This window comes from Phreatobacter sp. (genome assembly GCF_052440005.1).
Classification (GTDB): Bacteria; Pseudomonadota; Alphaproteobacteria; order Rhizobiales; family Phreatobacteraceae; genus Phreatobacter.
This window is the reverse complement of the sequence record NZ_JBQVQL010000008.1, coordinates 1-24,423: the sequence shown is the minus strand read 5'-3', so window position 1 is coordinate 24,423 and position 24,423 is coordinate 1. Positions and strand designations below refer to the sequence as shown.

Below are 24,423 nucleotides of genomic sequence, written 5' to 3'. Positions count from 1 at the left end.
GACCGTCAAACAGGTCGCGGACCCCAACGGCTCAGATGAGGTTCGGTTGCATGATCCGGTCGAGGACCTGGGCTGCGAGAGGCCGCGTCAGCCGCCGGCCCGTCTCCAGCGCCTCCCGGTCCAGCGCCGCCACCAGGCGCCGTGCCGCGTCGAGCGAGCGCTCCATCCGCCGGGCGAGAAATTCCACCACGTCCGCGTCGACCACCAGCTGCCGGTCCGCGAAGAGCTTCACCAGCACGGCGCGCAGGAGCCCGTCCTCCGGTTCGGCGAGGGCGACGGAGGGCAGCGCCCTCAGGCGCGAGGCGAGATCCTTCAACGCGACGCCCCAGGAGACCGGCGCCTCCCGTGCCGTCATCAGCACGAAGGCGTCCTCCTCCCGCGCGCTGTTGAGGAGATGGAAGAGCGCCACTTCCGAGGTCTTCGGCCCGGCATCTTCCAGCAGCAGCGCGCCGGTCGCGAGCGCATCACCCGGCGCGGTGCCGGCGAGGTCGCGGGCGGCGAGCCGGCGCGCGCCTGCGAGATCCGCCCAGATCGCGCCGAGATGGCTCTTGCCTGCGCCCGGCGGGCCGACGAGCGCGACCACCCGCGCCGGCCAGTCCGGCCAGGACTCGACGAGTTCGAGGGCCGTTTCGTTGCAGGGCGCGGCGAGGAAATCGTCCCGCGACAGGCTTTCGGGCAAGGCGAGGTCCAGCGCCATCTGGCGCGGCCCGCCCCGCGGTGCGGTGGCAACCATGCGTCACATCTCCGGCCGGCCCGGACCCTCGTGCGGCCGCGGCCGCGCGACACCCGTGAACAGCGGGCTGGCGAGGTACTGCCGGATCGCGAACCGCGTCAAGACGCCGAGCGAGGCGGCGAGCGGCACGGCCAGCATCAGCCCGGCGAAGCCGAACAGAGCGCCGAACGAAAACAGCGCGAACATCAGCCAGACCGGGTGCAGGCCGACGGATTCGCCGACCAGGTTCGGATAGAGCACATAGGCCTCGAAGAAGATGCCGATGCCGAAGATGGCGAGGATGACGATCACCATGGTCCAGTCCGGCCAGAACTGCACGATGGCGACGCCCACCGCCAGCGTCAGGCCGGTGATCGAGCCGACATAGGGGATGAAGCTGAGGAAGCCCGTGCCGAGGCCGATCAGCAGGCCGAAATTGAGCCCTGCCCCGCTCAGCGCCATGCCGTAGTAGATCATCAGCACGAAGCAGACGGTGGCCTGCCCGCGCACGAAGCCGGCCATGGCGACGTTCATCTCGCGCATCAGGCCGAGGATCGTCTCCCGGTGCTGCAGCGGCAGCCAGGAATCGATCTTCTCCATCATCCGCGGCCAGTCTTTCAGCAGGTAGAAGGCGACGACGGGCGTGATGATGAAGAGGCCGAAGATGTAGATGAAGGTGGCACCGCCCGCCCACAGGCTCTGCTGGACGAAGCTGGCGATCCAGCCGGTGGACTGCGTGACGAGTTCGGCGACGCTGCGCGAGACGTCGGGCAGCCGGTCACCGAGCACGCGCTGCAGCCATTCGCGGTTCTGTTCGGTGGCCAGCGCCTGGAGCTGCACCACATAGCTCGGCAGGCGGGCGACGAAGGCGGTGAGCTGGTTGGCGAGAACCGGGACGATGACCACCGTCAGCACGATGAAGACGACGACGAAGGTGCCGATCACCGCCAGGGCCCCGGCGACGCGCGGCACCTTGAGTCTCTCCAGCCGGCTGACGATCGGATCGAGGAAATAGGCCAGCGCCAGTCCTGCGATAAAGGGCAGCAGGATGCCGCGCAGCACGTAGAGCGACAGCGCCAGCACGGCGAGCCCGCCGATCCAGAAGCCGACCTGTCTCTGCAACGTCAAAGGCGGAACCTCTCTGGCTCGGGAAGCGGCGGCAGGGGCACCGTCGCAAGGCGGACGGCGGCTTTCAAGCGCCGATTGGCGGCATCGTGCCGCTCAGTTCGCCATGTGGCGCGTCCAGCTGACGAGATAGGCGCCAGCCGAGGCGAGGGTGAGCGCCGCCACCGCCCACATGCAGAGGAAGATGGCCCAGTCCAGGTCGATCTTCAGGCCCTTGGCGGCCAGCACCAGCGCGGCGAAGACGATCTGTGCCACCGTATTGGCCTTCGAGACCATCAGCGGCTGGATGGTGAGCGGCCGCTCGATCAGCGTCGAAAGGACCACCGCCCCGACGATCATGATGTCGCGCGAGACGACGAGGATCGCGACCCACGGCGGAATGAAGCCGAAGATCGCCAGCGACACGTAGATCGAGACGATCAGCGTCTTGTCCGCCAGCGGATCGAGATAGGCGCCGAGTTCGGTCTGCTGGTCGAAATGCTTGGCGATATAGCCATCGACCGCGTCGGTGATGCCGGCGATGACGAAAGCGGCCAGGGCGAGAGCCATCTGCCCCTGCGAGATGGCCCATACCACCACCGGCACCAGCAGGATGCGCAGCAGCGTCAGAAGATTGGGAATGTTCACTGTTGCGCTGTCGCGATAGCCCCCGGGAACGCGACATTAGAGTGCGCGCCCCCCACTGCCAAGGCGGCGGAACGGCACATCGAACGCGCAGCCGTCAGGCCGCGTCGCAGCGCCGCACGAAGGCCTGGATGCGGCCGATAGAGAGCGGATCGGTGAGGAGGGGCGCATGGCCCTGGCCCTGCACGGTCAGGACGTCGAGATCGGGGCGCCTGTCGGCCATGGCGCCGACCGTCGCCGCGCTGAGGATGTCGGAATGCTCGCCGCGGATCACCATCACAGGCACGGCGGCGAGGCCGTCGAACTGCGGCCAGAGGGTCGGCATGGGCGCATCGAAGCTGACGCTCTCCAGGGTCTTCGCCAGCGCCGGATCGAAGGCGGCGGCGAGCCGCCCGTCGCGCTCCGTCCAGATGCTGCCCGCCTGGCCGCGCCAGTCGGCGTCGGTGAGTGCGGGAAAGCGCGACTGGCCGATGCTCTTCAAGAGCGCCACTGCCTCGTCCCAGGTGGCCGGCTCCGGCAGGCGACCGAGATAGCTCTTGATGCGGGCGAGCCCCGCCCCCTCGATCACCGGGCCGATGTCGTTGAGGATCGCCCCGGCGAGGAGCGTCGGGCGCGCCGCGGTCGTGAGCATGGTCAGGAGGCCGCCGCGCGAGGTGCCGAGGAAGACGGCGCGGGCGAGACCGAGCACCGTCGTCACCGTCAGGAGGTCGTCGAGTTCCACCGGCAGGGCATAGTTACGCCAGTCGGGATCGGCGGCGGAGAGCCCGCGTCCGCGATAGTCGAGGGCCACCACCTGCCGCTCCTCGGCGAGCGCCCGCGCCACCACGTCGAAATCGCCGGAATTGCGCGACAGGCCCGGCAGGCAGAGCACCGGCAGGCGCCCGTCCTGGGGATGGCCGTAGAGCCGCGCATGGAGCTTCAGCCCGTCGCTCGCCGTGACGAAGCGGCTCTCGTACGCGCCCTCCCCCGCCACGGCCGCCATCACGGCTTCTTCGGGTCGATGGCGATGCGGATGGAGAGCTCGCGCAGTTGCTTCGGGCTCGCCTCGTTCGGCGCGCCCATCAGCAAGTCCTCGGCACGCTGGTTCATCGGGAACAGCGAGATTTCGCGCAGGTTCTGCACGCCGCAGATCAGCATGACGATACGGTCGATGCCCGCCGCCATGCCGCCGTGCGGCGGGGCGCCGTAGTGGAAGGCGCGGTACATGCCGCCGAAGCGCTCGATCACCGTCGCCTCGTCATAGCCGGCGAGTTCGAAAGCCTTGACCATGGTCTCGGGACGATGATTGCGGATGCCGCCCGAGGCGATCTCGTAGCCGTTGCAGGTGATGTCGTACTGGAAAGCCTTGATCGACAGCGGATCCTGCGTCTTCAGGGCATCGAGGCCGCCCTGCGGCATGGAGAAGGGATTGTGCGAGAAGTCGACCTTCTTCTCGTCCTCGTTCCACTCGTAGAAGGGGAAGTCGACGATCCAGGCGAGTTCGAACCGGTCCTTGTCGATGAGGTTGAGCTCCTCGCCCACCTTTGTGCGGGCGAGCCCCGCGAACTTCACGAACTTCTCCGGGTCACCGGCGACGAAGAAGGCGGCGTCGCCCTCCTTGAGGCCGAGCTGCTCGCGGATCGCCGCGGTGCGCTCCGGGCCGATGTTGTTGGCGAGCGGCCCCGCGCCTTCGCCGCCCTCACGCCACATGATGTAGCCGAGGCCCGGCTGGCCCTCGCCCTGCGCCCAGGCGTTCATGCGGTCGCAGAAGGCGCGCGAACCGCCCGTCGGGCCCGGAATGGCCCAGACCTGGTTCTTCGTGTCCTCCAGCAGGCGGGCGAAGACCTTGAAGCCCGACCCGCGGAAGTGCTCGGAGACGTCCTGCATCACCAGCGGATTGCGCAGGTCCGGCTTGTCCGAGCCGTATTTGCGCATCGACTCGGCGTAGGGAATGCGCGGGAACTCCTTCGTCACCGGCTTGCCCTCGGCGAAGTCCTCGAAGACGCCGCGGATGACCGGCTCGACGGCGGCGAAAACGTCCTCCTGCTCGACGAAGCTCATCTCGAGGTCGAGCTGGTAGAACTCGCCCGGCAGGCGGTCGGCGCGCGGGTCCTCGTCGCGGAAGCAGGGCGCGATCTGGAAGTAGCGGTCGAAGCCGCTCATCATGATGAGCTGCTTGTACTGCTGGGGCGCCTGCGGCAGGGCGTAGAACTTGCCGGGATGGATGCGGCTCGGGACGAGGAAGTCGCGGGCGCCCTCCGGCGAAGAGGCCGTGAGGATCGGCGTCTGGAACTCGAAGAACCCCTGCCCCTTCATGCGGCGGCGGATGGCGTCCACCACCTCGCCGCGGGTCATGATGTTCTTGTGCAGCTTGTCGCGGCGCAGGTCGAGGAAGCGGTACTTCAGACGCGTCTCCTCCGGATACTCCTGCTCGCCAAACACCTGAAGCGGCAGTTCGTCGGCCTTGCCGAGCACTTCGAGGTCGGTGATGAAGACCTCGACGTCGCCGGTGGGGATCTTCGCGTTCTTCAGGCCCTCGTCGCGCGCCTTCACCTTGCCGTCGATGCGGATGACCCACTCGGCGCGGCAGGCCTCCAGCGCCTTGAAGGCCGGCGAATCCGGATCGGCCAGGCACTGGGTAATGCCGTAGTGGTCGCGCAGGTCGACGAAGAGGATGCCGCCATGGTCCCGGATGCGGTGGCACCAGCCGGACAGGCGGACGGTCTCGCCCACATGGGCGGCGCGCAGCTCGCCGCAGGTCTTGGAGCGATAGCGGTGCATGGAAGCCTCGAGGTCTCGACGGCGGCGCGGAGAGCGCGGCCCAACAATTCAGCGTCGCGTCCCTTTAGCCGATGGATGCGCCCGCTTCAAACGGAAGCGGCACGGCGGCAAGCAGCGGAGGGGACGATGGAATTCCGCCGCCCGTCGCCGGTCAGCGGGCGATGATCTCGATGCGCCGGTTGCGCGCCTTGTTCGCCGGCGAATCGTTCGCCACCAGCGGCTTCGACGCACCATGCCCTTCGGACAGGAGGCGGCTCGCCTCGACGCCCTGGCGGACCAGAACCGCGACCACGGCCTGGGCCCGGCGGTGGCTCAAATCGACGTTCTGCGCGGCGACGCCATCGGAATCCGTGTGGCCCTCTACAGAGAAGCGCATCGTCGGACAGGCCGCCATGAGCGCGGCGATGCGGCGGAGCCGGGCCTGGCTCTCAGGGCGCATGACGTCGCGGCCAAACTGGAAGACGATGCCGCCATCCGCCATTTCGCGGGTGATCTGCGCGACGCAGGCCGGGGCTGCCGGCGGCGGTGGGGGCGCGGCGGCGGCCGGAATGGGGAGAGCGGGCGCAGTTATCGTGTGCGCGACCGTGAAGCCGTAGGGTGCCGAGCCCTCGATGGCGGCGCGCACGGCGACGGCAGCCGTCGGCGACGAGGCTTCGCCGGAGACGATGAGACGGGTGTCGCGAAGGTTCGCGCGCCCGCGCTCGAGGAAGACGAGCTGGCCCATGGCCGCGACGGCGGCAGGCGCGAAGCCGTCCGGCGCGCCGGCCGCGACTTCCTGCGCGTCGGTGAGGGCCAGCGGCGCGAACAAGGCCTCGGCCGCGGCGCGAATCTCCGCACGCGCGGCCTCAGAGGGTACATAGCCTTGCAGCCGGACACCGGACGCGGTCTTCTCGGCGAACCAGTCGTAGGGCGACACGACGGGAGCCGCCACGGCGGCGCGCGCCAGGGTCAGCCCCGCCGGCAGCGCACCGGCAAGCGCGAGGTTGACGGCGGCGAAGCCGGCCCGGTCCGTCGGCCGGCCTTCCAGCGTCAGCGCGCGATCGGCGATGGACGCCGTTCCCGCGGTCAGCCGGGCGAGCTGGGTGAACGCAAAACGTGCGGCGGCAGCCCGATCGAAACCGTCGGGAGCACCCGCCGCGACGACCAGCCCGTCGGTGACGGAGCCGAGGCCGAGCGAGCCGGCGAAGGCGACGAGCACCCGCCTCTCCTCTTCCTCCGCGACGACACCCGACAGCGCGAGCCCGCTGCCCGTGCGCTCCATGGTGAGCGTGAAGGGCTTCACGACCGGCGGCAGCAGGGCCTGGCGACGCAGCCGCAGGCCCTCGGGGAGCACCGCGAGGGCCGCGGTGACGGCAGCCTGGCCCGAGAGACCATCCGGGCGGCCCTCGACGTCGATCTCGCTGCCGGAGAGGAGCACGGCGCCAGGCTTGAGACGCGCGGCGAGGCCCGCCGCGAAGGTCGCCGCCGATGAAAAGCCCGGGGGCGCGTCGGGGGCGAGCATGGTCGTGTCGATGACCGAGACGTCGGCCGCGGCCGCGCGGATCGCGCCGAGGACAGCCTCGCGCAGGGCCTCGTCGGGCACGGAGCCGCCGAGGACGACGACGTCTCCCTCGCGGACGACCGAGAGCTGGGTGGGTTCGGCGGCCTGCGCCAGGGCCGGCCCAGGCGCGCCGGCGAGGGCCAGGACCGAAAGGGCGGCGAGGCCAAGGAGACGACGGGCGAAGCGCCGCCCTCCATCCCGCCAGCGGATCGTCACCATGCCTGCTCTCCCCTCGTGGTGCGGACGGCACACCGCCTTGGGGCAGCCCGCGAATCCGCCGGGAGAATAGCGCGACGGAAGCGCCGGCACCACGGACGGCTGCGGCCGGCAGTCGTCAGCCCCGCTTGATTCGATTCCTTGAAATTCCCGCGCAAGACATTGACGTGTCTTGGCTTCTGGCGCGAGAGCCACTCGCCGCACGAGGCCGGAGGCACCCCCGCGAACGGCCAGCATCGCGCGCTCTGCATCCTGATCTGAGCACAAAAAAGAACCCCGGCGGTTTCCCGCCGGGGCCTTTGAGACTGGAACCGGTCTTTCGACCGGACCCGATCAGAAGTTGCGCTGGACGCGGAACACGCCGGACCAGGCGCCCTGCGTGCCGATGACCTGAGCACCGGTGTAGCCGATGCCGGAAGCGCGCGAGTTCAGGTTCGTGTAGACGACCTCGACACCGAGGTCGAGGTTGCGAACCGGCGACCAGATGGTGTTGACGCCAACCTGCCAGAACTTGATGTCGTTCAGGTTGTTGCCGACGGCGCCAGCGACGCCCGGAGCGTCGATGCTGACGTACTTACCCCACAGGGCCGACCGCAGAGCGGGGGTCCAGAAGTGGCGGAAGCCGGCATGGATGCCCCAGGACTTCGACAGGGCAACGCGGTCGGTGGCGGTCAGAAGACCGTCAGCGTAGAGACCCGTGACCAGACCGGCGCCGATGGCGTTACGGGTCTGGACGAGGCCGTCCGAGTTATCCTGGTGAGCCGTGTAGGCGATGGCGCCTTCACCGTAGGCAGCCTGCAACCACAGCACGTCGCCGCGGGCGAGCATGTCGAGGTTCAGGCGGACGCCGGCGCCGACAGCCCAACCGGAAGCCGTGCGGTTGAAGCCGCCAGCGTTCGTGGTGCGGACCTCGTGATAGGCGGCCATGACCTGGGCGGAGCCCCAGCCCTGGTCGACGCGCAGGTTACCGACGACGTCGGGGATGACGTTGCCGTTGTACACGACGCCGTTGGCCTGCGACGGAGCGGTGATCGCGCCGGCGCCGCTGATGGCACCGAGAGCGCCGATGCGCTTGAACTGCGGATCTTCGACCGACACCGTGGCCGAGAAGCCCGAGCCGAACGAGGCAGTGTAGGCGATGAGGTTCGAGGAACCGCGGGCCGGGTCGAAGGCCGAGCCGGCAGCCGTCACGAACTGGACGTCGCCCTGGTAGAAGTTGAAGAACGAGGCCGAGTTACCGAAGGTGAAGCCGGCGAACTGGATGAAGGCGCGCGACATGTAGGTCGCGGAAGCCTGCACCGTCGAACCCTGGCCGGTCGCGGCGTTCAGAAGGGCACCCTGGAGGGCGTTGCCGCCCGGGCCGCGCTGGACGAAGAACTCGCCGTAGGCGCGCAGGAGGCCGTACTCGGTGTTCGAGCGGGCGTCGAAGTTCAGCAGGAGGCGGGTACGCGTCGAGTAGACGTTGGTGCCCGGGGTGAACTGCTGAGCCAGGTAGCTCTCGTGACGGACGTAGCCGCCGATGCGAAGGCAGGTGTCGGTACCCGGGATGAAGAAGAAGCCCGCGCCGTAGGTGTCGCAGATGCGAACGTACTCGGCGGGAGCAGCCTTGCCCGGGAGATCCGCTGCCTGAGCGCCGGTCAGGCCGATAAAGCCTGCGGCAGCGCCGAGAAGAAGGCTCTTAACCGTCTTCATTGTGTAGACCTCCAAATGTTTCTCCTGAGGGAGCTTGGTTCCGCGCCTTTTGACGGCTTTGGTTCCGATATTCCCCGTGTGGCCGCCTTTTCTGCTGTCGTGGCAACTTGCCGTTCGACCCCAGGAAGGGCGGTGCGACCGGGGTGCCCCCCTTCGTCGCAGGGTCACCATTACCGATGCCCCGGTGCCGATCAATCGAAAGAACACCTCCAAACAGGCCCCCGGCAGGCTTTGGCCGTCACTGTTGCACGAAGGACACGGGCGTCTTAACCACGGCCAAAGCCCGGGAAACCTGCTCAAGTTTATGAAAATCATCGGCTTTCGGCCATTCACGGGGCCGTGAGCACGTTAACGGCCAATGCCGCGGCCCGCCCTGCGATAGGGGCCCCCAGGGCAGGGAACCTTGCTGTCGCGGTGTCGCTGCACCGTTCGGAATCGGCGGCAGACGGACCGGCAGGGCGGAAACCCGCCCGTTTCCACGCCGAATCGTCGGTCGGGGGCGTCGGCTCGGCGCCCGTCGGCCCGCATGAAGCGACTCGGCGCTGCCCCGTGCCGGCAATTGGCCCCTCGGAAGCGTGCCGCTCAGGGGGGTGACGAGCCTTCTTCTCGGCGCTGCTGCGGGCTTCGTTGCCCTCACCGGTGCTCAGGCAGCGGATCTCCCGGGCAAGGCTGCTCCCGCCGAATACGTGCGCATCTGCGACACCTACGGCGCGGGCTTCTTCTTCATCCCGGGCACCGACACCTGCCTTCGCATCGGCGGCTACGTCCGCATGGATGCCTACGCCACCCAGACGTTCGGTGCCGGCACCAATGCCTACACCACCCGTACCCGCCTGCTGCTGAACTTCGATGCCCGCTCGAACACCGAGTACGGCCTCCTGCGCGCCTACGGCGAGTTCTTCATCCAGCGCGGCCCGTCGAACAACGTCGTCCCGGCGACCCTCGCCACCGGCGCCGGCTCGACCGGTCAGGCTTCGGCCGCCTACATGTCCCGTGCGTTCATCCAGTTCGCCGGCTTCACCTTCGGCAACTCGGCCTCGTTCTTCAACTTCTACCAGGGCGACGTCCAGTTCGTGGCTTCGTCGGGCTCCGCCATGGACCCGTCGCGCAACTCGTCCAACCTGATCGCCTACACCGCTTCGTTCGGTTCGGGCTTCTCGGCCACGATCTCGGTCGAGGATCCGCAGTTCCGTCGCATCGGCGCGATCGGCTCGCTCACCACGGCCGCCTCGCAGACCAACGGCGTCGTCTACAACGGCAACCAGATCCCGGACATCGTGGGTAACCTGCGCGTCGACCAGGGCTGGGGCTCCGCCCAGGTCATGGCCGCCTATCACGAGGTGCGCACCAACCTGACGGCTGTCGCTCCGACCACCGGCGCTTCGACCTCCGGCTGGGCTGTCGGCGGCGGCGTTCGCCTGAACCTCGACATGCTCGCCCGCGGCGACGTGCTCTGGCTGCAGGCCACCTACGCTGACGGCGCCCTCGGCTACGTCTTCACGAACGACAACTCGGACGGTCTCATCCAGACCCGCCAGGCTGTCGGCGTCGGTCTCGTCAGCGCTCTCTATGCCGACGGCAACCTGAACGCGGCCGGCACCGGCATCGTGAAGTCGAAGGCCTGGGGCATCCATGGTGGCTTCCGCCACTTCTGGACCCCGGCTCTCCGCTCGGCCATCTGGGGCAAGTACGTCAACATCGACGCCCCCTCCGTCGCCACCAGCAACCTCGCCGACATCCGCTTCTGGCAGGTTGGCGTGAACACGATCTGGTCGCCGGTTCGCAACCTCGACCTCGGCGTCGAGGTCGTCTACTCGAACCTCAGCGCGCGCCAGAACGGTTCGGGCAATGCGGCCGTCGTCTCGAACGGCATCTCGAGCCAGGGCAATGCCAACGCCTGGTCGGGCATGTTCCGCGTCCAGCGCAACTTCTGATCCGGCCCGGTCGCAAGACCGGTTCCAGACCGACAGACCCCGGCGGGCGACCGCCGGGGTTTTGCCTTTTCCGATGGTGCCTGTTCGCGCAGACGCAGGGCGGAAAATCCGCCCTCCCCTCAGACCGGAGGCCGGATCTTGCGCAACTCGGATTCCATCGCGGCGATCGAAACCGCGCCGTAGCGTCGGGAGGTCGTTGGCTGGGCATGGCCGACGATCGCATCGGTGATCTTTTCGGGAATGCCGGCCGCGAAGGCCTGCTCCTTGAACCAGTGCCGCCAGGCATGGTTCGGATCCTTCTTCGCCGCGCGGCCGATTTCGAGACCGAGCCCGTGCAGCCATTCGGTCACCCGGCGGATCGTCGAACGGGCGGGATTGTAGGGTCGGGCGCCCTGCCCGACCGGCGGATTGCTGCCCGATCCGGACACTGCGCCGTCGGATTCGCCAAAAAAGAGCCGTTCGCGCTGCGTTTTCTCGACGAAAGCGAGGAACCCGCGCTCGAGGATCGCCGGATGGATCGGCACGATCCGCTCCGACGCAGCGGTCTTGATCGGGCCGGCCTGCCGGCTGATGCGCAGGCACCACACGCCTTCCACCTCGATCACGTCCTGTTTGCGCAGGTTGGCGATGGCCGCGACCCGGCTTCCGGTCATGGCGGTGAGCCAGGGAATCCAGCGGCGCGAGGGAATCGTCTGGCGGTCGGCGGCCGACAGGATCGCCCTCGCCTCGTCTGAGGAAAAGGCCGACATGGTCTCGGCCGCGGCGAGCCGGTCGGCCTTGAACTTGACGCCGATCGTCGGGTTGGTCGGAACGAGCTCGTTCTCGACGCCGAAATGATAGATCGCCCGCAGCGCGGCGAAGTCGGAGTGCCTGGCCGTGCGGAGCCTTCGACCGTTCGCGATCAGATGGTCGCGATAGGCCCTGATGTCGTGGGAGGTCACGTCGGCCGGCCGGTCATGACCGAGAAACGTGGCGAAACGGGTGATCAGCACCTGCCAGTACGGCGGCGTCGTCGGTGCACCGCCGGTGCTCAGATGATAGCGCGACCAGGCGGCGAAGAGCGCGGCGAAGGTCGTCACGCCGCGATCGCGCTCAGGGGCGGGAACGGGAATCGGGTTCGGCCGATGCAGAACGACGACCGAAGCGGGGCTTGCCGACGCGGCCGGCCGCGGCGCGGCCGCCGGCTCTCGTGTCCTGGTGACCTGCCCCGTCTGGCGGGACTGAAGGAGCGCCGACATGATCTGGATCGACACCGACATGACGATGTCCTTGGCCTCCCTGAAGGAGGCGCAGTTCAGCGGCAGGGGGATGTCCTCCCCGATCACCACGGAAAACCGCAGGCCTTCCACGTCGACGTCCACCGAGTGGCCGTCGAACTCCCGCCGCACGGCGGGCGGGATGGGCGGCGTGAAGGTCACGCTCCCCCCGTCTGCAAAATTCACCAGTGGTTCGCCACGAACCGCCAACACGACGCATTCCCCCTTCGGCAGGCCCGAAGGCCCGCATGCAGACTCAGACAGGGTGGTCTCGGCACTTCAAAGGAAAGTGAACTTCCCCATCGGCACCCAAATCCCATCCGTGCACCGGTGCAAATGCCAGTTGTTTTCACATGGCTTCTCTGCACAGTCATAGTATCAACTTTCCGTAACGGAGAGGGAAGCACCAAGGAATTGTAACTGCGTTGTCATAGTGGCGATTTCTGCTTGCCGCTCTTGGGCGTTTTCCTAAGAGAGGAACAACAGTCACGCTTGGCCGTACTGGAGCACCGCCCGCAAGCGTTGCGCTTTCGACATGCGGGGAGAACAACCGTGGAGCGGTCCATTTGCCGCCCATGACCATCACGGAGCCGTGAGCCGAACGGCAATTTCGCGCAAAAGTGGTTTCTAGCTACCGCTGCAACGCGTTGTCTCTAGGAAAATTCGCCGCTTCATGTGGCGACCGGCGTGCTCCTCACGGGACTCGGCGGCTGCCCAAAGAGGCGATTGCAACCGGAAGCTGCCGGCGCAAAATCCTGCAATGGGACGACAGCCCTGCCGAAGGCGGCTTCCGTCTCCCCGGCAGAGGGCGGTCCGACCGGCCCGGCCTCACGCCTTGACCGGCTCCGGCACGTCGTAGGCCGTCGTCGACTTGATGCGCTCCATGGCGAAGCGCGAGGTGACGTTCTTCAGCGGGATGGTGTCGATCAGCCGCTTGTAGAAGGCGTCGTAGGCCGCCATGTCGGTCACCACGACGCGCAGCATGTAGTCCACGTCGCCGGCCATCCGGTAGAACTCCATCACCTCCGGCATGCCGGAGACGGTGTCGGCGAAACGCGCCAGCCACTCGCGCGAATGGTCCGAGGTTTCGATGGAGACGAAGACCGTCAGGCCGAGCCCGAGCTTCTCCGGCGAGACCAGCGCCACCCGCTTGATAATGTAGCCGAGCGCCTCGAGCTTCTGGATCCGTTTCCAGCACGGCGTCTGCGACAGATTGATCCGCGAGGCGAGCTCGGCGATCGAGATGCTGGCGTCGTCCTGCACGATCGTCAGGATCTTGCGGTCGGTGGCGTCCATGGTCCGCTCCTCGGGACGGGCGCCCGGATATCGACGCCCCGTAGAAAACCGTTCCTATACGGATGCGACAACTTGGCACAATCAGAAAATTATTCTTCGCTGGGCATACGAGCGGTGACGCGCCGGAATGTGCCTCACGACGCTTGCATCGACGCGGGCCTGCCAGCACCTTGGGGCCGCAGCGGCCGTGACAAGGCCGCGGAGGAGATGCCATGCCCCTGATGCCTGCCCCGGCTCCGCGCCGGCCGTCGCCCGCCGCCCGTCAGCGGAGGCCCGCACGATGAGCGCCCCCAGCACGTCCCTCTCGCTCGCGGGTCTCAACGCCCTCGTCATCGGCGGCTCCAGCGGGATCGGCGAGGCCATCGCGCACGGCTATGCCGAGGCCGGCGCCCGCGTCGCCATCGCCGCCCGCAGTCCGGACAAGCTGAACGAGGCCGCGGCGCGCCTCGCGGCGGTCTCGCCCGGCGCCAAGGGCTATGTCGCCGACGTCACGGACGGCGCGGACCTCGCCCGTCTCGCGGAGACCGTGACGCGCGATTTCGGCCCCATCGACGTGCTCGTGCCCTGCCAGGGCACCACGATCATCAAGCCGACCCTCGACTTCACCCCCGAGGAAGTCGACCTCATCTTCCGCACCAACCAGACCAGCGTCTTCTTCTCCTGCACCGTTTTCGGCCGCATGATGCTGGAGCGCGGCAGCGGCGCCATCATCAACATCGCCTCGCTCTCCGCCCATCGGGGCTGGCCGAAGGCCTGTCCCTACGCCATGACGAAACACGCGGTCGTCGGCCTCACGCAGACCCTCGCCGCCGAGTGGGCGCCCCAGGGGGTCAGGGTCAACGCCATCTCGCCGGGCTTCTTCATGACCGAGCTGAACGCCGCGAAGATGCCGCCCGACCGCAAGGAGAACGCCCTGCGGCGCACGCCGATGGGGCGCTGGGGTAAAACGCAGGAGCTCGTCGGCGCCGCGGTCTATCTCGCTTCGCCCGCCGCGAGCTTCGTCACCGGCACGGTGATCGCCGTCGACGGCGGCTATCTCGCCTCGGGCATCTGAGGTCGCAGGGCGCGCCCGCTGCGCGCCTGCGTTGCCTCGGAGGGTCGCCGTCCCCATAATGGCTGAACCGGCGCCACGGCGCCGGTTCCCCGCCATGATGACACAGGATGGAGGCGCCCCCGATGCCGCATGATACCCCGTTGATCGCCACCATCGTCGCCGGTCTGGGGCTCGCGTTCATCTTCGGCGTCATCGCCAACCGCCTGAAACTGCCGACTCTCGTCGGCTATCTCCTCGCCGGCATTCTCATCGGGCCTCATACCCCCGGCTTCATCGCCGACCAGAAGCTGGGCACGGAACTGGCCGAAATGGGCGTCATCCTGCTCATGTTCGGCGTCGGCCTGCACTTTTCCCTGAAGGATCTTCTCTCCGTGCGGGCCATCGCGGTGCCGGGCGCCGTGGTGCAGATCAGCACCGCGACGGCCATGGGCATGGCGCTGGCCTGGGCGCTCGGCTGGACCATGGGCGCCGGCATCGTCTTCGGCCTCGCCCTGTCCGTCGCCTCGACCGTGGTGCTGCTCCGTGCGCTGCAGGAGCGGCGCATCATCGAGACCGAGCGCGGGCGCATCGCCGTCGGCTGGCTGATCGTCGAGGACATCGCCATGATCCTGGCGCTGGTTCTCCTGCCGGCGCTCGCCGGCATCCTCGGCGGCGAGAACACCGCCAGCGCGGCGAGCGATCCGCTCGTGCAGTGGCTCGGCCTCGGCATCGGCGGCGTCATCCTGGTGACGCTGCTGAAGGTCGCCGGCTTCGTCGTTCTGATGCTGGGTCTGGGCCGCAAGGTCATCCCCTGGCTCCTGCACTATGTCGCCCATACCGGCTCGCGCGAGCTCTTCCGCCTCGCCGTGCTCGCCATCGCCCTCGGCGTCGCCTTCGGGGCCGCCAAGCTCTTCGGCGTCTCCTTCGCACTCGGCGCCTTCTTCGCCGGCATGATCATGAGCGAATCCGAGCTCAGCCACAGGGCGGCGGAGGAATCGCTGCCGCTGCGCGACGCCTTCTCGGTGCTCTTCTTCGTCTCGGTCGGCATGCTGTTCAACCCGTGGACGCTGGTGACCGCGGCCTGGCCGATTCTGGCGGTGCTCTTCATCATCATCATCGGCAAGTCGCTGGCCGCCTTCCTGATCGTCATCGCGTTCCGCTATCCGAAGGGCACGGCCCTGACGATTTCGGCATCGCTGGCCCAGATCGGCGAATTCTCCTTCATCCTCGCCGAGCTCGGTGTCGGGCTGAAGCTCCTGCCGCAGGAGGGCCGCGACCTCATCCTCGCCGGCGCCATCCTGTCGATCATGCTGAACCCCGCCGTCTTCGCTGCCGTCGGATGGATCAAGCGGCGCATCGACCAGGTTCCGGCGACGGCGGCTCCCGCCGCAGCTTCCTCCGATCCGGCGGCGGACATCGCTCCTGCGCCGCCGGCGCCTCCCCCCACCGACGACGAGGAGCCGCAGAGCACTGCCCTCACCGGTCACACGGTCCTCGTCGGCTATGGCCGCGTCGGCAGCCTCGTCGGCGAGGGTCTGAAGGCGAAGGGCATTCCCTATCTCGTCATCGAGGACGCGACCCGGCCCCAGGCCCGCCTGCGCCAGGAGGGCGTGGAGACCATCACCGGCAACGCGGTGCAGGGCGACATTCTCTCCAGCGCCAACATCGCCGGCGCCCGGCGCCTCATCGTCGCCATTCCCAATGCCTTCGAGGCCGGCCAGATCGTCGAGACGGCGAAGGCTGCCAACCCCGCGCTCGTCATCATCGCAAGGGCCCATTCGGACGCGGAGGTCGAACACCTCACGAATCTCGGCGCCGGCACGGTCATCATGGGCGAGCAGGAGATCGCCCGCGGCATCATCGCCGAGATCGCGCGGGCTGCGGAAAGCAATCCCCCGCCTGCGTCCATGGCCGACAGCCCGGTGGCGGCCGCCCCCCACGGGGACCTGCCCTTCGTGCCCCTCGACGAGCCCGGCACCCCGGTCGCCCCGACGACCCCGCCGCGCGAGGGCTCTCCCACCTGACTCCCCGACGCAAAAGGCCGGGCGCGGAGCCCGGCCTTGGCAAGGAGGGAGGAGGAGAGCGGCCTCAGGCCCGCTTGAGGCTCCAGGGATAGGGCGCCGAGCCGTGCGGCATGCCGGTCAGCGTCTTGCGATAGGCGGTGCGCAGGGTGAACTGGCCCAGCGGAACGGTCGCGACCTCCTCCAGCGCCAGGCGGCCGAGTTCGCGCGCAGCCTTCTGCTGGCCCGCCTCGTTCGGCGCATAGAGCCATTCCTCCGTCAGCGCCTCGGCCTTCGGGCTGTCCCACCAGCCGAACCAGCCGCGGGCGCCCTGTCCGCGCACCAGCAGCGAGGTGGCGGGCGTTCCCCAGCCCGGCGCCGGGCCGGTCGTATGGAAGATGCTCCAGCCGCCCTTCTCGACCGGCTCGCGGCTGCCGCGACGCTGGATCACCGTGCCCCAGTCGGTCTCGGCGAGTTCGACGTTCATGCCGATGCGCTTGAGGATGTCGGCGGTGACCTGTCCGAGCGGCCCGATGTCGGGGAAGTCCGTCGGATTGATGATGACCACCTTCTCGCCGGCATAGCCGGAGGCCTGCAACGCCGCCTTCGCCTTGTCGACCGACTGCGGCATCAGGTCTTCCTGCTCGCCGGTGTAGTAGGGCGTGCCCTTGGGCCAGAGGCTGCGGCAGGTCTGCCAGGCGGAGGTGTCGTCGCCCTGGGTGGCGCGCATATAGTCCTCCTGCATCGCCGCCATTCGCACGGCGGCGCGCACCTTCGGGTTGTTGAAGGGCGGGTGCAGGTGGTTGAGCCGCATGATGGCGATGCGGCCGGAGGGGTCGGTCACCTCCCGCGTGATGTCGCGCGAGCGCGCCAACAGCGGCTGCAGGTCGGCGGGCGGACGCTCCCACCAGTCCATCTCGCCGCGGATGATGGCGTTGGCCGCCGTCGAGGGGTCCGGCAGGATGTGCCACTCGATGCGCGGGAAATGCGCCACCTTTCCGCCGGCACCGCGGCTGGCGGGCTCGGAGCGCGGCACATAGCCGTCGAACTTCTCGTAGACCACGCGGCTGCCGGAATTGTACTCGCCGGCGACGAACCGGTAGGGGCCGGAGCCGACCATCTCGGTTACCTGCTTCGTGGCCTCGGTCTTGGCATGGCGCTCCGGCATGATGAAGGCCGGCGTGTCGGGCTTGCCTAGCGCGTCGAGCAGCAGCGGGAACGGCCGCTTCAGCTTGATGTCGAAGGTGCGGTCGTCGATGACCTGCGTGCTGTCGACCACCTTGCCGAGGAGCTGGCCGAAGGAATCGCGCTGCGTCCAGCGCATGATCGAGGCGATGCAGTCCTGCGACCGCACGGGCTCGCCGTCGTGGAATTTCAGGCCCGGCCGCAGCTTGATGCGCCAGCGCAGCCCGCCGTCGAGCACCTCGTGCCCCTCGGCCATCTGCGGCTGCGGCTTGAACTGCATGTCCGCCGCGAACAGCGTGTCGTAGACGTAGTAGCCGTGGTTGTTGGTGACGGTGGCCGTCGTCCAGATCGGGTCGAGAGACGAGAGGTTCGCCTGCGGGATGAACCGCAGCGTGGTCGCCCGCCAGTCCTGCGCCAGAGCCGGTGCCGCGACCAGCGAGGCCGCTGCGCCCTTCAGCAGCGTGCGTCTGTCGAACATCATCCAATCCCCCTGACCCGGCCTAGGCCGGCCTTCCCATGCGATGCGACATGGTTGCGCGCCACGCCGCGTCTGGCAACCGCGTGACGTCCCTCAGTCGAAGCCCATGAACCCGGGCATGGCGCTGATCGGCGACGCTGCCGCGAGCCTGGCGACGTCGGGGATCGGGCGGGCCGTGCGCGGATCGCCGGCGAGTTCGCGCTCCAGCGCCGCCGCCACGGCCAGCACCTTGGCGTCGCCGCCGCGGGGCCCGACGATCTGCAGGCCGAAGGGCATGCCGGCATGGTCGAGGCCGACGGGCAGAGAGATCGCGGGGTAGCCGACCGTCGTCACCGCATAGGCGTTGGCGAGCCAGTGGAAATAGGTCCGCGTCGGCGTGCCGTCGATGTCGGCCGGATAGAGCTCCGACCAGGGCCTGGGGCTCAGCGTCACCGCCGGCGACAGGATGACGTCGTAGCCCGCGAAGAAGCGGCCCCAGTTCTTGTAGAGCACCGTCTGCTGCTTCAGCGCCTTCGTCACGTCGAGCGCCGAATAGGTCAGCCCCTCCTCGACATTGGCCCGCACGTTCGGGCCGACGAGCTCGGGCGTATCCCTGACGCGCTCGTACATGCCCGCCATGAAGGCGACGGAGCGCAGCACCTCGAAGACCTCGTCGGTGCCGGTGCAATCGGGCGTCGCCTCGTCGACGCCGGCGAAGAGGTGCGCGAAGAGCCCGACCTTCTCCGCCAGCACCGCGCGGATGTGCTTTTCGGTCGGCGTGAAGCCGAAATCGGGTGTCACCGCCACCTTGAGCGAAGCGAGGTCGATCTCCGCAGGGACGGCGAAATCCTCCGGCCGGCGCACCGCCTTGCCGTGGATGGTGGTCGCCAGCGGATCGCAGGAATCGTCCGAGACCATGGTGGAGAGGAGCAGGCAAAGGTCCGGCACCGTGCGCGCCATGGGTCCGAGCACGCTTAAGGGGTTCCAGCCGAGCGGCCGCTTGTCGCTCGGCACCAGGCCGGGGGACGGGCGAAAGCCGACGATGCCGTTGAACGCGGCCGGGTTGCGCAGCGAACCGCCGGTGTCGGACCCCGTGGCGATCGGCACCATGCCGCAGGCGAGCGCCACGCCCGAGCCGCCGGAGGAGCCGGCCGCCGACTTCGTCGGATCGAAGGGATTGCCGGTCGCACCATAGACGGCGTTGCGGGTATTGGCCCCCGCGCCCCATTCCGGCGTGTTGGTCTTGCCGGCGACGATGGCGCCGGCCTCGCGCACCGAGCGGACGATGAGCTGGTCCTCCTCCGGCACGAAATCCTTGAAGATCACGCTACCGTAGGTCGTGCGCAGGCCCTTGGTGTTCTCGAGATCCTTCACGCCGACGGGAAGGCCGTGCAGGGCCCCGAGCGGCTCGCCGCGGGCCACCGCCGCGTCCGCCGCCTTCGCCGCGGCGCGCGCGGCCGCATCGTCCCGCGCCACCATGCAGTTCACGGCCGGGTCGACCGTGTCCATCCGCTTGAGGCAGCTCTCCAGGAGTTCGGTTGCGGACAGCTTCTTCGCGCCGATCAGGCGGCGGGCCTCGACGGCGGTGAGGTCGCAGGGGTTCATGACGGGCGGCACTCGGGAATGAGGAGGATCGGGGTACGCCATCCTGCGGCGGCGACGGCCGGCCTGGCAATCGCGCCAGGGCCGAGGCATGGCTGCCGCGCATGGCTCGGCGCGCACGCCCGCAGCCCTTGCATGGCGGCCTCCGCAGACGGCAGCTATGGTCCCTCTCCCCGGCCCCGCGCCGCCCATCGCACGAACGATCAGGCCTCCCATGCCGATTCCCGAGAAGATCTCCGCCCTCGCCCCCGAGATGACCGCCTGGCGCCACGACTTCCATGCCCATCCGGAGATCGGCTTCGAGGAGACGCGCACCTCCGAGATCGTCGCGAAGGCGCTGGAGGGCTGGGGCTGGGAGGTTCATCGCAACGTCGGCAAGACCGGTGTCGTCGGCCGCCTCAAGGTCGGCACCTCCACCCGCTCGGTCGGCCTGCGTTGCGACATGGACGCGCTGCCGATGCACGAGATCACCCAGCTCGCCTACCGCTCCAAATACGAGAACCGCATGCATGCCTGCGGCCATGACGGCCATACCGCCAGCATGCTTGGAGCGGCGAAATACCTCGCCGAGACCCGGAACTTCGACGGCACCGCAACCCTCATCTTCCAGCCGGCGGAAGAGGGCGTCGGCGGCGCCAACGCCATGCTCGCCGACGGCCTGTTCGAGCGCTTTCCCTGCGACGCCGTCTTCGGCTTCCACAACTCGCCGAAGCTCGACGTCGGCAAGTTCGCCATCCGTCCGGGACCCATGATGGCCGGCGGCGCCTTCTTCGACATCAAGGTGCAGGGCCGCGGCTCCCACGGCGCCCATCCCGAGCATTCCGTCGACCCGGTGCTCACCGCCTGTCAGATCGTGACGGCGCTGCAGTCCATCGTCTCCCGCAACATCGGCGCGGTCGACCAGGGCGTCGTCTCGGTCACGCGGATCGAGGGCGGAGACGCCTACAATGTCGTGCCGGACACCGCTTTCATCCGCGGCACGGCGCGCTACTTCAAGCCCGAGACCGGCAAGCTGATCGAGGACAACATGCGGCGGATGGCCAAGGGCGTCGCCGCCGGCTTCGGCGCCACGGCGGAAGTCGACTGGCGGTTGATCTTCGCGCCGCTGTACAACACCCCGGAACACGCTGATTTCGCCGCGGATGTCGCCGCCGAGCTGGTCGGCGAGCAGCATGTCGAACGCAATCGCTCGCTGATCATGGGCTCGGAGGACTTCTCCTTCATGCTGGAGAAGGTGCCCGGCGCCTACATCAACATCGGCAACGGCGATTCCGCCCAGGTCCACAACCCCGCCTACGACTTCAACGACAAGCTCCTGCCCTATGCCGCCGCCTTCTATGCGCGCGTCGTGGAAAAGAAGCTCGCCGCCGCGTGAGCCCGGTCCGGCGCCGCTTCACCATGGGGAACGGCGCCGCTTGGCCGCGGCCCGGCCGCCATGCCACAGTCTCCCGGCAGGAATGACGGGGGAAAGACCATGGATGCCTGGCTGAGCTCAGCGCTCGACTACGTGCCGCGCTGGATCGATTTTCAGGTCCAGCATGTCGACCAGCCCGGCTGTTCGATCGCCGTCGCCCATAAGGGCGAGATCGTGCTGGAAGAGGCCTTCGGCACGGCGAACCTGTCGACTGGCGAGGCGCTCACCCCCCGCCACCGCTTCCGCGTCGCCTCCCATTCCAAGACCTTCACCGCGGCCGGCATCCTGAAGCTCAAGGACCGCGGCCTGCTGCGCCTCGACGACGCCGCCGGCACCTTCGTGCAGGGCCTTCACGAGGAGGCTGCCGCCGCCACCGTCCAGCAGCTGCTGTCGCACAGCGCCGGCTATGTCCGCGACGGCGCCGACGCCGGCTATTTCAGCGATCTCCGGCCCTTCCTCACCGCCGCGCAGCTGCGCGAGGAACTGGCCCTTGCCCCGCCCCTGCCCGCCGGCCAGCGGTTCAAATACTCGAACCACGGCTACGGCATCCTCGGCCTGATCATCGAGGCGGTCACCGGCGAACACTACCGCGATTGGATCATGCGGGAGATCATCGGCCCCGCAGGCCTTTCCGAGACATATGCCGACATCGGCCTGATGAGCGAGGGCACACTGGCGAGCGGCCATTCCACCCGCCTGCCCCTGGGCAAGCGCCTGGTCATCCCCGGCACGGCTGCGACGGCGGACCTTGCCTCCGCCACAGGCTTCGTCTCGACAGCCGCGGACCTCGCGCGGTTCTTCTCGCAGCTCGCACCCGCCTCGCCCGCCGCCCTGCTCTCGTCGGCTGCCCGGCGGGACATGACCCGTCGCCACTGGCGCGACAACGAGTCGACGCTCGAGCGCTACTATGGCCTCGGCACCATCTCGGGCTCCGTCGCGGGCTGGGACTGGTTCGGCCATTCCGGCTCCTTCGCCGGCACCTTGTCGCGTACGGCCGTCTTCCCCGCGCAGGACATCGCCATCTCGGTGCTCACCAATGCCATCGACGGCCCGGCCCAGCTCTGGCTCGACGGCATCGCCCACATCCTCAAAACCTTCGAGAAGAACGGCCCCCCGACCGACGAGGTCGCCGACTGGGCCGGCCGCTGGTGGACGCTCTGGGGCGCGGTCGACCTCGTGCCGGTCGGCAACAAGGTTCTGGCCACCCCGCCCGTCCTGCACCCGCCGCTGTCCGAGGTCAGTGAGATCACGGTCACCGGGCTGGACGCCGGCCTCATCACCCGCGCGCCCGGCTTCAACCAGGCGGGCGAGGCGGCGAGCAGGGTCCGCGACGCTGATGGCGAGATCGCGCAGATCTGGCTCGGCGGCGTCCGCCTCACGGCCGAATTCGCCTTCGCCGAGGAGGCCGCCGGGCGCTACGGCGCCTGAGGGCCGTCAAAAAAAGGGTGCCCGACCCTTCCAGGCAGGGGGATCGCCGGGAAGGATCGGGCGTGAGGCCATTCCCTGGCCTCTGGACCTCGTCAGGCCGCGTGCTGCGGAAACGGCGCGTCCCAATGGGGCAGCGCCAGCAGCCGGTCATTCCAGCGCGCGACGGCGGGGTAGTCGCGGAGCGGGATATTTGCCTTCTCCGCATAGGGGAACGTGACGGCCACCGAAACGTCGGCGAGGGACAGCCGGGAGCCGAGGATAAAAGTCCTTTCGGCCATGTGCGTGTCGAGAACGGCCAGCCCGCGGCGGGTGCGGGCCAGGGCTTCGGCCTCCGCCGCGGCGTCGACCTCACCCATGCCGAACATCGGCCGGATCACGTGCTCGAAATAGAGCGTGCCCGCCTGCGGGTTGAACTCGTGCGCCGCCCAGCTCAGCCAGCGCTGCGCCTCCACCTGTCCGCGCGGGTCGGACGGCCAGAGGTCGGAGCCGGCGCCGAGGGCGAGATGCACCATGATGGCGTCCGACTCCCACAGGGCGAGGTCGCCGTCGACGAGCAGCGGCACCTTGCCGTTGGGGTTCAGCGCCCTGAAGGCAGGCGCCTTGTGCTCGCCCTTGGCCATGTCGACGGCGATGAAGTCCACCGGCGAGCCGAGATGCCGCGCGACGAAGCACGCCTTCCGCGGCATCAGCGTCTCGGCGTAGTGCAATTGCATGCGATCGGGGGAACGCGTCATGCCGGTCAGGCCTCCCGTGCCATGTAGGCTTCGAGCTTGTTGAGCGAGGCGGTCCAGCCGCGCGTATGACCGAGGCGCGCCGCCTCGTCGAAGAACTGCTCGTGGATGAGGGTGAGCATGCAGCCCTCCCCGTCGGGCCGGCAGCGCACCGTCACCAGCGAGACCCGATCGGGCGTCGACTTCCAGAACCAGGAGAAGACCAGCTTTTCGCCCGGCACGACCTCCTGGTAGGTGCCGTGGACGTCATGGCGCTCGCCGGCATAGGAAAAGCCGATGTGGAAGTCGCCGCCCACCCTCACGTCGAGGTCGGCGACCAGCATGTCGTCCGGCGTGCCGGGACCCCACCACTTCGCTAGCTTCTGCGGGTCCGTCCACGCGGCGTAGACCCGGGCGGGCGGGGCGTTGAGCCATCGCCGGAGGGTGAGGCTGGGTTTCGCCTCGGCGAGGACGCCACCGGGGCGGGCTGAAGGTGCGAGGGGCTGGGACTGGGCGGACATGTCTCTTCCTCCAGGAAGGCTTGCAGCCGGTCGAGCCGGCGGGTCCAGAAGATCTGGTAGTGCGTGAGCCAGTTCACCGCCTCCTCCATGGGAGCAGCGTTCAACCGGCAGAGGACGGTTCGCCCCGCCTTGGTGCGGGTGACGAGATCGGCTTCGGCCAGCACGTCGAGATGCTTCATCACCGCCGGCAGCGACATGGCGAAGGGCCGCGCGAGGTCGCTGACCGACATCTCCTCGGCCGAGGCGAGCTGGGCGAGAAGCGCCCGCCGGGTCGGATCGGCGAGGGCCTGGAAGGTACGATTGAGCGGCATGCCTTGATGCTTAACCATAGAGTTAAGTTTTAGGGCGGCGTCGCGCCGCTGTCAAGCAGCACGCGCGCAGTCAGGCGGCGGCGAATAGGATCCAGGGATGACCCTGTGTGTCGAGCCGGCGCGTCACGGTCACGAGGCGGGGGTCGCTGCGCGAGGTGCCGAGCGTGAAGCCCGCCCGCGCCGCCAGCGCCAGCATGCGCCGGTTGCCCGGCAACACCTCGCCGTGGAGATGGGCGGCGCGCGGCGCGATGCGGCGGGCAAGGCTCGCCAGCAGCGCCCGGCCGATCCCCCGCCCCTGCCAGGCGTCGGCGACGGAGAGCGCGAACTCGGCACGGTCGTCGGCGCCGAAGGCCGCGATCGCCTCTCCCACCATGACGGGTCCGTACGGCCCGCCGACCATCGCCGCAAGGGCGAGGACGCTGGGCCCGGCGACGAGGCGCAGCGCCTCGCGCTCGGTGATGACGTTGACGCCGCCGAGGAAGCGGCTGTGCCGCGAGGCCGGGGCGAGCTCCGCCACGTGGGCGACGAGCAGCGGCGCCTCCTCCGCGCCCAGCGGCCGGATGGTGACGACCGCGGCGTGGGGCGAGGCGCGGGCCACGCCTCAGGC

General features: G+C 68.8%; 19 protein-coding genes and 1 pseudogene. 5 read left to right on the top strand and 15 right to left on the bottom strand.

Translation table 11 applies throughout. The features are described 5' to 3' along the window. Nucleotides 1–31: 31 nt before the first annotated feature. From ACT6XY_RS03470 to ACT6XY_RS03440, 7 genes are all read right to left on the bottom strand, one after another. Nucleotides 32–733 carry an HdaA/DnaA family protein gene (locus ACT6XY_RS03470; protein ID WP_444746939.1) on the bottom strand — a complete coding sequence of 234 codons (702 nt, stop codon included), beginning with the start codon at nt 731–733 and terminating at the stop codon, nt 32–34. 3 nt (nt 734–736) lie between these two features. Beyond that, nucleotides 737–1,840: an AI-2E family transporter gene (locus tag ACT6XY_RS03465; RefSeq protein WP_444746938.1), complete on the bottom strand. Its 1,104-nt coding sequence runs from the start codon at nt 1,838–1,840 to the stop codon at nt 737–739. A gap of 93 nt (nt 1,841–1,933) precedes the next feature. Beyond that, nucleotides 1,934–2,464 (bottom strand): CDP-alcohol phosphatidyltransferase family protein, encoded by a 531-nt coding sequence (locus tag ACT6XY_RS03460; RefSeq protein ID WP_444746937.1) that lies wholly within the window; start codon nt 2,462–2,464, stop codon nt 1,934–1,936. Nucleotides 2,465–2,558: 94 nt separating this feature from the next. Further along, entirely contained in the window at nt 2,559–3,443 is an 885-nt protein-coding gene (locus ACT6XY_RS03455) for an alpha/beta fold hydrolase (protein ID WP_444746936.1), read from the bottom strand. Next, nucleotides 3,443–5,221 (bottom strand): aspartate--tRNA ligase, encoded by a 1,779-nt coding sequence (gene aspS / locus ACT6XY_RS03450; RefSeq protein ID WP_444746935.1) that lies wholly within the window; start codon nt 5,219–5,221, stop codon nt 3,443–3,445. Before aspS ends, ACT6XY_RS03455 begins: the two co-directional genes overlap by 1 nt. 151 nt (nt 5,222–5,372) lie before the next feature. Then, nucleotides 5,373–6,980: an OmpA family protein gene (locus tag ACT6XY_RS03445; protein ID WP_444746934.1), complete on the bottom strand. Its 1,608-nt coding sequence runs from the start codon at nt 6,978–6,980 to the stop codon at nt 5,373–5,375. Nucleotides 6,981–7,310: 330 nt separating this feature from the next. Continuing rightward, the gene (locus tag ACT6XY_RS03440) at nt 7,311–8,669 is read right to left on the bottom strand and encodes a porin (protein ID WP_444746933.1); all 1,359 of its coding nucleotides are present in this window, start codon (nt 8,667–8,669) and stop codon (nt 7,311–7,313) included. 590 nt (nt 8,670–9,259) lie between these two features. Between ACT6XY_RS03440 and ACT6XY_RS03435 the strand changes: the two genes are divergently transcribed. Beyond that, nucleotides 9,260–10,603, top strand: coding sequence for a porin (locus ACT6XY_RS03435; protein ID WP_444746932.1), 1,344 nt, complete (start codon nt 9,260–9,262; stop codon nt 10,601–10,603). Between the two features lie 119 nt (nt 10,604–10,722). Here ACT6XY_RS03435 and ACT6XY_RS03430 read toward each other — a convergent pair whose 3' ends face one another. Together ACT6XY_RS03430 and ACT6XY_RS03425 are read right to left on the bottom strand one after the other, a co-directional pair. Next, nucleotides 10,723–12,021: a hypothetical protein gene (locus ACT6XY_RS03430; RefSeq protein WP_444746931.1), complete on the bottom strand. Its 1,299-nt coding sequence runs from the start codon at nt 12,019–12,021 to the stop codon at nt 10,723–10,725. A 666-nt stretch (nt 12,022–12,687) separates the two neighbouring features. Beyond that, the gene (locus ACT6XY_RS03425) at nt 12,688–13,155 is read right to left on the bottom strand and encodes an Lrp/AsnC family transcriptional regulator (RefSeq protein WP_444746930.1); all 468 of its coding nucleotides are present in this window, start codon (nt 13,153–13,155) and stop codon (nt 12,688–12,690) included. A 280-nt stretch (nt 13,156–13,435) separates the two neighbouring features. Between ACT6XY_RS03425 and ACT6XY_RS03420 the strand changes: the two genes are divergently transcribed. Both ACT6XY_RS03420 and ybaL read left to right on the top strand, forming a co-directional pair. Next, nucleotides 13,436–14,209 carry an SDR family NAD(P)-dependent oxidoreductase gene (locus ACT6XY_RS03420; RefSeq protein ID WP_444746929.1) on the top strand — a complete coding sequence of 258 codons (774 nt, stop codon included), beginning with the start codon at nt 13,436–13,438 and terminating at the stop codon, nt 14,207–14,209. 122 nt (nt 14,210–14,331) lie between these two features. Continuing rightward, nucleotides 14,332–16,212, top strand: coding sequence for a YbaL family putative K(+) efflux transporter (gene ybaL, locus ACT6XY_RS03415; protein ID WP_444746928.1), 1,881 nt, complete (start codon nt 14,332–14,334; stop codon nt 16,210–16,212). A 64-nt stretch (nt 16,213–16,276) separates the two neighbouring features. On the opposite strand, the gene ACT6XY_RS03410 is transcribed toward ybaL, so the two are convergent. After that, nucleotides 16,277–17,854, bottom strand: coding sequence for an ABC transporter substrate-binding protein (locus tag ACT6XY_RS03410; protein ID WP_444746927.1), 1,578 nt, complete (start codon nt 17,852–17,854; stop codon nt 16,277–16,279). A 90-nt stretch (nt 17,855–17,944) separates the two neighbouring features. After that, nucleotides 17,945–19,435, bottom strand: a complete 1,491-nt coding sequence (locus tag ACT6XY_RS03405; protein WP_444746926.1) for an amidase — start codon at nt 19,433–19,435, stop codon at nt 17,945–17,947. 211 nt (nt 19,436–19,646) lie between these two features. Between ACT6XY_RS03405 and ACT6XY_RS03400 the strand changes: the two genes are divergently transcribed. Beyond that, nucleotides 19,647–20,807, top strand: coding sequence for a M20 aminoacylase family protein (locus tag ACT6XY_RS03400; protein WP_444746925.1), 1,161 nt, complete (start codon nt 19,647–19,649; stop codon nt 20,805–20,807). A gap of 99 nt (nt 20,808–20,906) precedes the next feature. Continuing rightward, the gene (locus ACT6XY_RS03395) at nt 20,907–22,274 is read left to right on the top strand and encodes a serine hydrolase domain-containing protein (protein WP_444746924.1); all 1,368 of its coding nucleotides are present in this window, start codon (nt 20,907–20,909) and stop codon (nt 22,272–22,274) included. 92 nt (nt 22,275–22,366) lie between these two features. Here the strand turns inward: ACT6XY_RS03395 and ACT6XY_RS03390 are convergent, their stop codons facing one another. From ACT6XY_RS03390 to ACT6XY_RS03375, 4 genes and pseudogenes are all read right to left on the bottom strand, one after another. Beyond that, the gene (locus ACT6XY_RS03390) at nt 22,367–23,008 is read right to left on the bottom strand and encodes a glutathione S-transferase family protein (RefSeq protein ID WP_444746923.1); all 642 of its coding nucleotides are present in this window, start codon (nt 23,006–23,008) and stop codon (nt 22,367–22,369) included. A 5-nt stretch (nt 23,009–23,013) separates the two neighbouring features. Continuing rightward, nucleotides 23,014–23,370 (bottom strand): annotated as a pseudogene (locus tag ACT6XY_RS03385) (SRPBCC family protein); the annotation flags it as partial. Next, nucleotides 23,361–23,816: an ArsR/SmtB family transcription factor gene (locus ACT6XY_RS03380; protein ID WP_444746922.1), complete on the bottom strand. Its 456-nt coding sequence runs from the start codon at nt 23,814–23,816 to the stop codon at nt 23,361–23,363. The gene ACT6XY_RS03380 and the pseudogene ACT6XY_RS03385, both read right to left, overlap by 10 nt. 70 nt (nt 23,817–23,886) lie before the next feature. Continuing rightward, nucleotides 23,887–24,414 (bottom strand): GNAT family N-acetyltransferase, encoded by a 528-nt coding sequence (locus ACT6XY_RS03375; RefSeq protein WP_444746921.1) that lies wholly within the window; start codon nt 24,412–24,414, stop codon nt 23,887–23,889. Between the last annotated feature and the right edge of the window lie 9 nt (nt 24,415–24,423).